The sequence below is a fragment of the Prevotella sp. oral taxon 376 genome, assembly GCF_003043945.1.
GTDB lineage: Bacteria > Bacteroidota > Bacteroidia > Bacteroidales > Bacteroidaceae > Prevotella.
Map to the genome: position 1 here is coordinate 298,813 of NZ_PYXG01000002.1, position 13,471 is coordinate 312,283.

Annotated in this window: 11 protein-coding genes; 6 read left to right on the forward strand and 5 right to left on the reverse strand. The window is 43.1% G+C overall.

The annotated features are described in order from the left end of the window. Positions 1–14: 14 nt before the first annotated feature. From C7120_RS10735 to C7120_RS10750, 4 genes are read left to right on the forward strand one after another with little or no spacing between them, the layout of a single operon-like run. A complete protein-coding gene (locus C7120_RS10735; protein WP_107621672.1) occupies positions 15–2,468 on the forward strand; it encodes a mechanosensitive ion channel family protein in 2,454 nt (817 codons plus the stop codon). Then, entirely contained in the window at positions 2,461–3,216 is a 756-nt protein-coding gene (gene kdsA, locus C7120_RS10740) for a 3-deoxy-8-phosphooctulonate synthase (protein WP_107621673.1), read from the forward strand. Before C7120_RS10735 ends, kdsA begins: the two co-directional genes overlap by 8 nt. Further along, positions 3,213–4,187 carry an SIS domain-containing protein gene (locus C7120_RS10745; RefSeq protein ID WP_107621674.1) on the forward strand — a complete coding sequence of 325 codons (975 nt, stop codon included), beginning with the start codon at positions 3,213–3,215 and terminating at the stop codon, positions 4,185–4,187. Before kdsA ends, C7120_RS10745 begins: the two co-directional genes overlap by 4 nt. A gap of 6 nt (positions 4,188–4,193) precedes the next feature. Further along, the gene (locus C7120_RS10750) at positions 4,194–5,465 is read left to right on the forward strand and encodes a phosphatidylserine/phosphatidylglycerophosphate/cardiolipin synthase family protein (protein ID WP_107621675.1); all 1,272 of its coding nucleotides are present in this window, start codon (positions 4,194–4,196) and stop codon (positions 5,463–5,465) included. Between the two features lie 119 nt (positions 5,466–5,584). Here the strand turns inward: C7120_RS10750 and C7120_RS10755 are convergent, their stop codons facing one another. From C7120_RS10755 to C7120_RS10775, 5 genes are all read right to left on the reverse strand, one after another. Beyond that, positions 5,585–6,541, reverse strand: a complete 957-nt coding sequence (locus C7120_RS10755) for a LuxR C-terminal-related transcriptional regulator (RefSeq protein ID WP_107621676.1) — start codon at positions 6,539–6,541, stop codon at positions 5,585–5,587. A 378-nt stretch (positions 6,542–6,919) separates the two neighbouring features. Continuing rightward, positions 6,920–8,455, reverse strand: a complete 1,536-nt coding sequence (rny, locus tag C7120_RS10760) for a ribonuclease Y (protein ID WP_107621677.1) — start codon at positions 8,453–8,455, stop codon at positions 6,920–6,922. Between the two features lie 38 nt (positions 8,456–8,493). Continuing rightward, complete coding sequence (locus tag C7120_RS10765; RefSeq protein ID WP_107621678.1) at positions 8,494–8,793, reverse strand: cell division protein ZapA; 300 nt, start codon at positions 8,791–8,793, stop codon at positions 8,494–8,496. 9 nt (positions 8,794–8,802) lie between these two features. After that, on the reverse strand, positions 8,803–9,096 hold the full coding sequence (locus C7120_RS10770; protein WP_107621679.1) for a hypothetical protein: 294 nt from the start codon (positions 9,094–9,096) through the stop codon (positions 8,803–8,805). A gap of 54 nt (positions 9,097–9,150) precedes the next feature. Next, positions 9,151–9,792: a hypothetical protein gene (locus tag C7120_RS10775; RefSeq protein WP_107621680.1), complete on the reverse strand. Its 642-nt coding sequence runs from the start codon at positions 9,790–9,792 to the stop codon at positions 9,151–9,153. Between the two features lie 297 nt (positions 9,793–10,089). On the opposite strand from C7120_RS10775, the gene rfbA reads away from it, so the two are divergent. Next, positions 10,090–10,968 (forward strand): glucose-1-phosphate thymidylyltransferase RfbA, encoded by an 879-nt coding sequence (gene rfbA, locus C7120_RS10780; RefSeq protein ID WP_107621681.1) that lies wholly within the window; start codon positions 10,090–10,092, stop codon positions 10,966–10,968. Positions 10,969–10,986: 18 nt separating this feature from the next. Then, positions 10,987–13,470, forward strand: a complete 2,484-nt coding sequence (locus C7120_RS10785; protein ID WP_107621682.1) for a tyrosine-protein kinase — start codon at positions 10,987–10,989, stop codon at positions 13,468–13,470. Position 13,471: the final 1 nt, after the last annotated feature.

A 13,471-nucleotide genomic window follows, 5' to 3' on the forward strand; every position in this document is an offset into this window, starting at 1 on the left:
ATATATCAATTGGGATGAGGAAACTACTATTCATATTTGCGCTACTGACTTCTGTCCTGTCGGCAAACGCCGTACTGAAAGAGCGAGACATTGCCAGTACGCTGTCGATTCTGAGACAGGAGTTGACGAGATATCATTCGGAGCTTATTCATGAATCAGGATTCTTGAAAGACGAGCAGGACAGGATCGGCAAGGAGATGTTCTCCATCATGAACAGCAGTAATCAGAACTCGCTGATGCTCTATTCTCAGAAAACCGGCTACATTTTCGACCTCACCTATGCATGCCACGAGGCAACCGAGCAATACCAGAAATTTCAAGAAACCGTGAGACCTTTCCGCGCATTCGTGGAGAAGAACGATGTGGAGATAGCCCGCTATGACAGCCTGGTAAATGTGCTGGGATCGATGTATCCCCAGTCGCTTAGTGAGAGGGCCCAGATTGACAGGAATGTATGCCTCACGCTGGCCGTGAATATTCGGCGCACGCTGCAGGAAAACAACGAGCAGCAGAACGACTACATCAAATATTACAAGATGACTTCAGAGCATTTGAAAGCTCTGAACGATTATGCCAATAAGCGATACTACGAAATCCAGACAAGCATCTTCAGCAATGCAGGCGATTCTTATTTCAAGATTCTCAGTAACCTGCACCACTCCATTACCGAAACCAAGTCGACCCTTATAGAAAAATACAGACCCCAGACGCGGGTGGAATCCCAATGGGACAGCCGGCTTATGTTCGGCCTGCTCATCACCTTGGTTTTCTTTGGCTTTATTGCGACATCACTCAATATCTTCTTTATCCGATTCCTCTTTACAAAGATCATAAAGAGCGAGAAGCTGAGCGTACTCTACGGCCGGTTATTCAAAAGAGACAATGCTGCCTCTATCCAAGAATCATTCCTGGATAAGCGGAAATATATTGTGTGGGCGACAACGGTCATCACTTTTGCCATCCTCATCGCCATCGTGAGACTGGTATGGGACCAGAACTTTTTTATCATGGCCTCCGATCTGCTGGTTGAGTACACCTGGCTCTTAGGCGTCATCCTGATTTCGCTGCTGGTCCGCTTAGAGGGCGATCAAATAAAAAGCGGCTTCCGCATTTATGTACCATTAATGGTAGTTGACTTCATCGTCATCAGCCTCCGGATAGTTCTGGTTCCGAATGATGTGGTAAATCTCCTCTTCCCCCCCATCCTCCTTGCCTGTACATGGTGGCAGTGGGGAAGGATAAAAAAGCATGGCACCAACATTCCAAAGGCAGATAGACTCTATGCCGACATAACCCTTGTGGTCTTCCTTGTCTCCCTGATTGCTTCCTGGACCGGCTATACCCTGCTGAGCGTAGAAATCCTCATCTGGTGGATCATGCAGCTCACCTGCATCCTGACCATTACCTGCTTCTCCGGGTTGCTCAAGGCATATGCCGAAAGGCATAATCTCGAAGAAAGGCCCATCACGGAAACCTGGTTTCACCGGCTGCTCTCGAATGTACTACTTCCCATATTAGGTGTGGCTTCAATTATTCTCTCTATCTACTGGGCAGCTGATGTGTTCAACCTGAACGATACCACTTGGCGCATCTATACGACGCCTTATATCAATTCAAAGAATATACAAGTAAGCATCTTCGGCATTTGCCAGGCCATTATTTTGTTTTTCCTTTTCTCGTATATCAACAAGACGCTGAAAGAGTTCATGAAGAAGCATTTCGAGGAAAAAGACCCTACTACCGCTGCCAGCAAGATGACCATGGTCAAGAATGTGATGCAGGTAATCGTATGGGGGATCTGGCTGATGTTTGTACTTACCATTTTTCATGTAAACAACACCTGGCTGGTAGTCGTTTCCGGAGGATTCTCCACGGGTGTCGGTTTTGCGATGAAAGATATCCTTGAGAATATCTATTATGGCGTATCACTGATGATGGGCCGCATCAAGGTGGGCGACCTTATTGAATGCGACGGCGTTCGTGGCAGAGTAAGCTCAATCAACTATACTTCCACTATGATGGATACTGTCGACGGCAGTGTAATTGCTTTTCAGAATTCACAACTCTTCACCAAGAACTATAAAAACCTGACTAAGAATCATGGTTACGAGCTGGCCATCATCCCTGTCGGCGTAGCGTATGGCTCAAATGTCAAAGAAGTAAAAGACATTATTTATAATGCGGTGAATAAACTTGATTGCCGTGATCGCAACAAAGAAGTGCAGATTATATTCGTGGAATTTGGAGACAATAGCATTAACTTCAAGATTCTTGTATGGGTCCCGGTACTTACCCGCTCCTATGCAAAAAGCGAGATTATGGAAGCCGTCTATGACGCTCTGAACGAAAACAATATAAATATCCCATTCCCACAGCGCGATATACATATCATTCCGGACGAAGGCCCCAGCAAACATGTCGACAGCGAGGATGAAGCTATGGAAAAAATAAAAGGTCATCATGAATAAATCAGTATTTATCGCTGGTCCCTGTGTCATTGAATCGGCTGAACTGCTTGACACAGTAGCACAGGAACTCGTAAAAATCAATCAACGCTTAGGTGTTGATATTATCTTCAAAGCCTCGTTTGACAAGGCAAACCGAACTTCTATCCATTCGTTTCGCGGCCCGGGCTTAGAGAGAGGGCTGCAGATGCTGGGTGATGTGAAGTCTAAATATGGACTTCGCATTACCACCGATATCCACGAGAGCTATCATGCCGAGACCGCAGGACAAGTGGTTGATGTATTGCAGATCCCTGCATTCCTATGCCGGCAAACAGACCTGTTGATCGCTGCCGCCAAGACAGGAAAGATCGTTAATATCAAGAAGGCACAATTCCTAAGCGGGGAGGACATGAGGTTTCCCGTGGAGAAAGCTCTTGATTCCGGAGCCAAGGAAGTATGGTTGACGGAAAGGGGTAATTCCTTCGGCTATAACAACCTTGTCGTGGATTTCCGCAATATTCCTGATATGAAGGAAATCGTTTCGACGGTCATTATGGACTGCACGCACAGTGTCCAGCGTCCCGGAGCCGGCAACGGAACAACCTCTGGCGACCGCCGTTTTGTACCTTCCATGGCATTGGCGGCAAAAGCTTTCGGCGCTACCGGATACTTTTTCGAAGTTCATCCAAATCCCGACAAAGGTTTGAGCGACGGACCAAACATGCTGAAGCTGGACCAGTTAGAAGCCTTAATCACACAATTACTATGACAGAAAAAGCTACAGAAAAACTGAATCATGCCCGCGAGTTTGCCATTCAGGCACTAAAGGAAGAATCTGACGCACTGCTCGGGCTTGTTCCCCAATTGGACCAGAACTTCGACCATGCAGTGAAAATGATGTTCGAATGCAAGGGAAAGATTATCGTAACCGGCGTAGGTAAAAGCGGTAATGTAGGCGCCAAGATAGCCGCAACGCTGGCATCTACAGGGACTCCCGCCTTTTTCATCAACCCCCTTGATGTCTATCATGGCGATCTGGGAGTGATGACCTCGGATGATGTAGTGCTTGCGCTCAGCAACTCTGGGCAGACCGATGAACTGCTTAGATTCATCCCAATGGTACTCCACATGAATGTGCCCATCATTGCGATGACAGGAAATGAGAACTCATTACTGGCAAAATACTCAAATGCCCATATAAAAGTGTGGGTAAAGAAAGAGGCCTGCCCTCTGAATCTGGCTCCTACCAGTAGCACAACCGCAGCCCTGGCCATGGGAGACGCACTGGCTATTGCACTGATGAGAGTGAGAGATTTCAAACCGAAAGACTTCGCACAGTTTCATCCCGGTGGAGAGCTCGGAAAGCGATTGCTCACCACGGCAGAAGATGTCATGCGCAGCGACGAGCTCCCCATCATTCCAAAAGAAATGCATCTGGGAGAAGCCATCATCCATGTCAGCAAAGGTAAACTCGGACTTGGTGTTTCTCTGGAGAATGGTAAGGTTGTCGGGCTTATTACCGATGGCGATATCCGCCGGGCAATGGAGAAATGGCAGGCACATTTCTTTGACAGGACCGTGAGCGACATTATGACCACGGAGCCTAAGACTGTTTTGCCGAATACGAAGATTACAGATATACAGCAAATTATGAACACGCACAAGATTCACACGGTGCTTGTAGTTGACGAAGATGGCTCTTTGTTAGGCGTTGTCGACCATTACAGCTGTATGATTTAAACGAAAATGGAATTTCTAAGAAGTATATTGATAAGCTCATTAATATTAATGGGCATACAGGTGGATGCACAGACTTCAGACTCTATCATTGTGAACCAACTTCGCGAGAAAGGGGTGAAATTCTCACACAACAACTCTGTGGTGCTGCTGATGAACGGACAGCAAAAGTTTGACGACTTGTTCAAAGCCATAGACCATGCCAAGAGCTCTATCCATTTGGAATACTTTAACTTCCGCAATGACTCGATAGCACGACTTCTCTTTCAACACCTTGAAGAAAAAGCAAAAGAAGGCGTGGAGGTCCGTGCATTGTTCGATGCATTCGGAAACGCGTCGAACAATCGTCCTCTAAAGAAATATCATCTGGATTCTATCAGGTCAAAAGGTATCGAGATATATAAGTATGACCCCATTAGATTCCCATGGATTAACCATGTGTTCACTCGCGATCACCGCAAGATTGTGATCATAGACGGGAAGATTGCCTATACCGGCGGCATGAATGTTGCCGATTATTATATTAAGGGGACTCAACAAGTAGGTGCCTGGCACGATATGCATTGCCGCATTGACGGCGCCGAAGTAAACACATTGCAAGCTATCTTCCTTAAAGTGTGGAACAAGGTTTCAAAGCAGAATGTGTATGGATCAAAATACTATCGGGGACTCTATGACAACAAAGACTATAGCGAGGGACTGAAGGCTGATACCACCTGTTCTAAAGGAAACAAAATGGTGGGCATCATTAATCGGGAGCCTCGAACCACTAATGAAATCATTAGGACTTTCTATGTCAATGCCATCAATGATGCCCGGGACAGCATAAAACTTATCAACCCCTACTTCACCCTTAACCACTCCATCAAGAAGGCTCTGCGGAAAGCCGTCAAGAGGGGGGTGAAGGTGGAGATTCTGATTTCTACGAAAAGCGATATTCCGCTCACTCCCGACTGTGGATTCTACAATGCCCACAAACTAATGAAAAAAGGGTGTACGATATGGATGTATACTTCTGGATTTCACCACACCAAAATTATCTTGGTAGACGGGAAGTTCTGCACGGTGGGAAGTGCCAACCTTAATGCACGAAGTCTGAGTTGGGATATGGAAGCAAATGCGGTCATCGTTGATCTCCATACAACCAAAGAACTTGACGATCTGTTTGAAAAGAACAAAAAAGACAGCTTCTTATTGACAGAAGCCTCATGGAATGAATGGCGCACGCCGTGGCAAAGGTTCAGAGGATGGTTTGCCCACCTTCTGGCCCCGTTCCTCTAATTGAATCTGCCACAGATATAAAATTAAGGTTTCCCAGACAGGAGAAATTTGTTACCCCTCATTAAAGATTGTGTTATTAGCATTCGAAAGGTTACTCTCATATCACCTTACAAAAACTGTTATAGCTTCACGGATGATATATCTACAAGATCGTTCACAATTGCATAGATCGTAAGGCCAGCCGGAGAATGAATCTGCAATTTACGGGCAATATTCCTACGATGGGTAATCACCGTATTAATAGAGATACAGAGATGTTCTGCTATCTCTTTATTGGTCATTCCCTGCACAAGGCTCACAATGACATCTTTCTCGCGTTCACTGAGACTTTCAGGATTTTCAGCATTCTTATTAAGCATGCAGGAAATCCTAAAGCTTACATCCGTCTGCTTCACCCGACTTTCCAGACGACGGATCACCGGAATAAAGATATCATCCTCTACCGATGCATGTTGAGCCAGCCATTCCTCGCAATTATATATGTTGTATAAAGCCGCAGACAGTTGATTATTGTGCAAGCCATCAGAAGGCAGATATTTGATAATGATATTCTTGAGTTCTTTTAACTTCTGGTCAATCTGCCCGTGATGCTTAGAGAAGGTCTCAATGTCATAATTATCGGCTGGCTGATTTTTCAGCAAAGTCTCTACATATGGAAAGACAGTCTTCTCCTCATATTTCATATGGCTTTTGATGGTATGTGCATACTCATCATAGAGTCTCATTATCAGTCGTGCAAGATTATCATTCTCATCTAAAGCCTCTTCAAGCTCCTTGCGAATGTAAGGTAACTCAAAGTCTAGAAAATATTCATGCGAAGCCTTTAAATAATGCAGTAATGTGGGTATCGATAGACGGTCAGCATCATCATAGTCTCGATAACCGTTTATAGTAAAGTTTACGACGGTCAGGAATGTATAGGTATCTACATGTTCCGTCTCGCAGACTTCCCGAACAGTCTTATCGCCAAAGCCTAAACTAATGCCGAATGCACCAAGGCTCTGAAGGATGTTGTAATTATCACGGATGATAGAAATCATCTTATCATCTGCTTCATACATTTTTTGATTTCTCATCGCCAAACTTTTTATACGAGTGCAAAGTAAGTGATTTTTTCTGAAATATGCAACATTTTAGCATAAGGAATCATGATACAAGCATGATAAATACCTAAAAACCATGATTTAAAATTACCAACTATTAAGTATTGCAGAGTTGGAAAAATGATCATATCTTTGCAATGAGAAAATATTAATGAAGAAATCTAGAACAAATAAAGTGCAGTGATGGTTACCAATTATGATTTCCCTGATGTCTGATTTGATACAATTTGTGTAACTCATTTTTCATCAGGCGGAACAAATCCGCAACTAGAAACCTGCACTTTATCTTTACATACAGGAGCACATCCGTCTGGATGTGCTCCTGTATTATATTTTGGTAATAAACCAATACTATTTGGCGTATGCTACCGAACGTGTCTCCCGGATAACGGTAATCTTCACTTGCCCCGGATAGGTCATCTCATTCTGAATCTTTGTAGCAATTTCATCAGAAAGCTTTATACTCTCCTCATCATTCATCTTATCAGCCCCCACGATAACACGAAGTTCACGACCAGCTTGAATAGCATAGGTCTTAGTTACTCCGGGATAACTCATCGCAATGGCTTCAAGGTCGTTCAGGCGCTTAATATAGGCTTCTACTACTTCTCGACGGGCACCGGGACGAGCACCAGAAATAGCATCGCAAACCTGAACTATCGGCGCAAGCAATGTCTGCATTTCAACCTCATCATGGTGGGCACCAATGGCATTACAAATGTCTGGCTTCTCCTTATATTTCTCTGCAATCTTAGCTCCGTAAAGTGCATGCGGCAATTCACTCTCTTCGTCAGGCACCTTGCCGATATCGTGAAGCAGACCTGCACGCTTTGCTTTTTTAGGATTCAGGCCCAATTCCGAAGCCATGATGGCACAAAGGTTAGCTGTCTCACGAGCATGTTGCAACAAATTCTGTCCATAGGAAGAACGATATTTCATCTTTCCGACAATTCGAATCAATTCTGGATGCAGACCATGTATACCAAGGTCGATTGTTGTACGCTTACCCGTTTCAATAATTTCATTGTCAAGCTGTTTCTTTACCTTTGCGACGACCTCTTCTATACGAGCAGGATGAATTCTTCCATCAGCAACCAACTGATGAAGGGCTAATCGGCAAACCTCCCGCCGGACAGGATCGAAGGCTGAGATGACAATTGCCTCCGGAGTATCATCGACGACTATCTCAACGCCTGTTGCAGCCTCAAGGGCACGAATATTACGCCCTTCTCTACCTATGATGCGCCCCTTGATTTCATCATTATCAATATGGAATACGCTTACTGAGTTCTCTATTGCGGTCTCTGTCGCAACGCGCTGAATGGTCTGAATAACAATCTTCTTTGCCTGACGATTTGCATCAAGCTTTGCATCTGCAATAATCTCATTGACATAGCTTGCAGCATCCAACTTAGCCTGATCCTTCAAGCTCTCTACCAACCGCGACTTTGCCTCTTCTGCACTAAGCCCAGAGAGCTCCTCAAGTTTCATACGCTCCTGCTCCTGCATTTTCTCAAGATCAACTTGCTTTGCTTGGAGGTGTTTCTTCTCATTATCGACACGCTGTTGTTGCTGATCAATCTCCATCTTTTTACGACCGAGTTCTTCCTGCCGTTGATTCAAAGAAATCTCACGTTGCTTCAGGCGGTTTTCATTCTGCTGAATTCTCTGGTTACGCTGCTGGACTTCTTTTTCCAACTCGCTTTTCTTATTTAAGAATTTCTCCTTGACCTCGAGAAGCTTTTTTTCTTTTATCACATCTGCCTCTTTGTTAGCGGCTTCAACTATACTCCTATATTTTCCTTTAATCACATAACGGAAAATCAGATACCCTGCAGCAAGACCTATTACCAAAGCAATAGCTGCGACGATTAATATTGTTGTCATTTATTTTAGTTATTAATAATATTCTCTTTCCTCACCCCTCATTTCAGAGCTTCTTCTATTTCCAAAGTCAACTTTCCGAGAATATCATTAAAAGGCATAGCATCATGACGCATGGATTCCTTCTCGTATCTAAGCGCAATATCTATAAGTGCCATGTACAGAATTTCCTTATCACTCTTTTTTCCTTTGAATACTGCACTATAAGAATTAACGATATCTGTTATAAGCTTAGCACACTTACGATAAAACTCCTCGTCTTCACGAGGAACCGTCACCGGCATGTCGGTGTCGTATACATGCAATCTTATATGTAATCTTTCTCCGTTGGCCTCACTCATCGCTCTGATTTACTTTTCACTGAGCAGTGTGATACATTTGTTTACTTCTCTAATAAGCTTCGCAATTCTTTTCTGGGCTCCTTCGAGATCCCCGTCCGAGACTTCAATCATGCGAGCCATTTTCAAACTGTCATAATCATGGTGAGCTTGAGTCAACTTCCCTTGCAAGGTGTTCAGCTGGGCATCGCGTTCTTCCAACTCTGCATAGAGACTTTCCCTCTCTTTTTTCATTTCTTGAAAGCGAAGAATCATCTGCCTCATACGAGTCGTAAACAACGCTAATGTTTTCTCGTTCTCATCCATAGATTCGACTATTTGGATACAAATTTAATTTAAAAAACTGACAATTCCAAAATATTATGCAAAATTTTTATTTTTCCTACTGTCGTCTGCTGGCTTAGATTCTTTCTTTGCAAGCATCACAACTTGATAGACAAAATCAGTAATCCATTTTCGTGAGAATCCAAGCTTTCTATCATACTGACGAACGGACGCAACAGCTTTCAAAACACCAGCGTCCTTAAAATCATTCTTGTCAAAAAGATCGTTTACAGTTTTCTCTGTCATTACATAGATCGACTTTTTAAAGAAAGACGGTACACGAAGCTTGAATTTCATTAAGTTTCCAACCAACATCATTAAATCTTGTGAAAAGCCTTGAAATTGCACGAGATAAACCTGAACATCTTGAATCTTATGACAATTTTTTCGAATACTTAAATCTATTTCTTTGAAGAATTCCTCGTTTGTGTTGTACATATTCTTCAATATTTTTTTAACCTGCGACTTTTCGCCTACTCCCAACTTATTATTGACGGTTGGAACATGGAGCGTTGACTTAAACATTCTTAGGTCTGGAAGCATTGATAAGTTCGTTATTCCCAAGTTACTTGCTAATGCTGCTTGAAAATAAACTCTAACAAGCATCATATAGTCTTCCATTCCTCCAACTTTGTCTTTTTTGGAAGTTTTCCCGAAGATCTTTGAAAATATTCCCATGATGTTTTATAATGTTTTTTATATTTATTTTTTACTTCCATTGTGGAAGTCTGCTACAAAATTACAACAAACCCATGATATTTCAAAATAATTTATGCATTAATTTCCTTGCCCCCATCGTGGTCTTTGATGTGCGCAAGCCCCACCATTTATGCATCGTAGATAAATTTTTCTGACTTTATTTGAAATAAACATAAAAAAATCTCCGGGTTATTTATCCAAATATCATTATTTTATTGTAACTTTGCACATTATTAAAAATGACATTTCATTTTTCACTTAAAAGATGAAAACGATATGAAAGGTATTGTACTTGCCGGTGGTTCAGGGACTCGTCTCTATCCTATAACAAAAGGAATTAGCAAGCAACTCATTCCAATATATGACAAACCCATGATCTACTATCCTGTTTCAGCATTAATGTTGGCAGGCATCCGTAATATCCTTATCATTTCCACCCCATTTGATCTTCCTGGGTTTAAAAGACTCCTTGGTAATGGCCATGACCTAGGGATTAATTTTGAATATGCAGAGCAACCAAGCCCAGATGGCCTTGCGCAAGCATTCATCATCGGAGAAGAATTTGTCGGTAACGACAGTGTCTGTCTGGTGTTAGGTGATAATATTTTCTATGGTGCAGGGTTCACTGGCCTATTGGAGCAAAGCGTCATCAATGCAGAGCGGAATCATAAAGCTACCGTATTTGGCTATTATGTAAATGACCCTGAACGCTATGGTGTTGCGGAATTCGATGCAGAAGGCAATTGCCTAAGCATAGAAGAAAAGCCTGAACATCCCAAGAGCAATTATGCTGTGGTGGGACTCTACTTTTATCCCAACAGTGTCATTGAAATTGCCAAGAACATAAAGCCAAGCGACCGTGGAGAATTGGAGATTACGACCATCAATCAGGAATATCTGAAACGCAATCAACTGAAGCTCCAGACTCTCCAGCGCGGCTTCGCATGGCTAGATACTGGTACACATGACAGTCTCTTCGAAGCCAGTACCTTTATTGAAGTCATGGAAAAACGACAAGGCCTAAAAGTTGCCTGCCTTGAAGAAATTGCATATAAGAAAGGCTGGATAAACTCTGACCAACTTCGTGAAATCGCAAAACCCATGTTGAAAAATGAATATGGAAAATATCTCATACACTTGATAGAAGAAAAATAAATAAAATATAAATAAATAATGGAAGAAAATAAGAATTTAGTTCCAGAAGAATCACTGGAACAAGAAGGAAAATCTTCGTTCGACTTTGCCCAAGTTTATAAAACCGTAATCCTAAATTGGAAATGGTTCGTACTTTCCTTGATTATTTGCCTGGGTATAGCAGCTATCTACCTGCGTTATACGACTCCTATCTATCAGGCAAATGCTAAATTCCTAATCAAGGATGATAATAATAACCAACGCGGAAACTCATTGAAGAATGCCACCAACCTTGGCTTTATTTCCAATTCTAATGGCATCGACAACGAGATAGAAATTCTCAAGTCCCGTTCTCTTGCAGAACAAACTGTGAGAGACTTAAAGCTTTATGTTTCCTACCGTACGGAAGGACGAATAAAAGATGTCATCTTGTATAAAGGACAGCCCGTCAGCGTCGACATGGATCCCATACATCTCGAATCGCTTGCCACACCAGTAAATCTTGAAATACAGCGTAAGGACAAAGTCTATCATGTAACCGGAACCTATGGCAATGAATCTGCCCCAACCAGTTTCGAGAAGACTTTCTCTACCCTTCCCGCAACCATTGGAACCCAGACGGGGACCTTGATATTCACTTCCAATGGCAGGACTCCCTTGAAGGACGGACAGAGAATAAAAGTGCAAATTGTATCGCCGAAGACCGTATCTTATAAATACAATAACGCTCTGTCTGTCAATCAGGCATCAAAAACAACCACCATTGTACAGTTGTCTCTTACAGACCAAGTTCCGATGCGTGCCATGGATTATCTCTCCCAACTTGTCGTCGTATATAATCGTCAGGCTAATGAAGACAAAAATGAGGTTGCCCGTCATACGGAAGAATTCATCAATGGACGCTTGGAGAAAATCAATGCCGAGCTAGGTAGTACTGAAGGACAACTTGAAAGCTACAAAAGAAGAAACAATGTCGTTCAGCTTAATATGAATGCTACGCAAGCCATGCAGAACTCTGATGAATACTCCCAGAAACTGAGTGAAGCTAACACGCAAATGGCTCTTTTGAACAGCGTGCAGCAAAGCATGCGATCAAGCGAAAAGTACGGACTGCTTCCTGCGAATGTAGGCATTAGTGATGGCAATGTCAACAACTTGATAACCAAATATAATGAATTGGTCTTGGAGCGCAACCGCATATTGAAGAGTGCTTCTGAGACCTCTCCAACAGTTACACCCCTTACAGAGCAACTGGACGGCTTGAGCAGTAGTATCAATCGTGCGATGAACCAAGCAAAGACAAATTTGCAAATCCAAAGAAATGCCGTTGCTTCACAATTCAACAAATATTCTGGGCAGGTAAATGAATCACCGGAGCAAGAGCGAATGCTGACACAAATCGGTCGGCAGCAGGAAGTAAAGTCGGGGCTCTACTTGATGTTGTTGCAGAAACGTGAGGAAAACGCCATCTCGCTGGCTTCTACCGCAGACAAAGGAAAACTGCTGGATGGCCCTGACTATGGCGGACAGATCAGCCCGAAGAAAAGCATGGTTTTGCTCATAGCGCTCATCCTCGGTCTGGCAATTCCCGCATTAGTCCTCTTTATTCTCCAGCTCTTCCGCTATAAAATAGAAGGACACGAAGATGTGGCCAAACTCACCAAACTACCAATCCTTGCAGATGTTGCCGTGGCGAGCGAGTCTGCCAAGACTAAGGCCGATATCGTTGTCCACGAAAACCAAAATAATCAGATGGAGGAGATATTCCGAAGTGTGCGCACCAATCTGCAGTTTATGCTCAAGGAAGGCGAGAAAGTCATAATGTTCACATCCAGCACTTCTAGCGAAGGAAAGACTTTCAACGCGGCAAACCTTTCCGTCAGTTTTGCATTGCTCGGAAAGAAAGTCCTTCTTGTGGGACTTGACATCCGTAAGCCACGACTTGCCGAATTGTTTGAGATAGACGATCACATCCATGGCATTACCCCACTCCTTATAAAGGACAATCCGTCATGGGAAGACATTCAAAGACAGATTCTTCCTTCGGGAATTAACAATAACCTCGAGTTGCTCATGGCCGGGCCAATACCTCCCAACCCAGCAGAACTGGTGGCACGAAAAAGTCTCGAAGAAATTTTTGATGAACTCAAGAAACATTACGACTATATCCTCATTGATACGGCTCCAGTCGGCTTGGTTACAGACACCTTACAGATTGGTCGTGTGGCCAATGCCTGCATCTATATGTGTCGGGCCGATTATACACCCAAGAGCACTTTCAGCCTCATCAACTCTTTTGCCGAGGAAAAGAAGTTGCCTAATATGGCCATTATTATCAATGGCATCGATATGAGCAAGAAGAAGTATGGATACTATTATGGCTATGGTCAGTATGGCAAATATGGCAGGTACGGGCATTACGGGCATTATGGAAACTACAGCGACTATGGATCCTACAGTTCATATGGCAATTATAGCAACAGCCATTATGGCGACAAAAACGATACCTCAATTAAGAAATAAA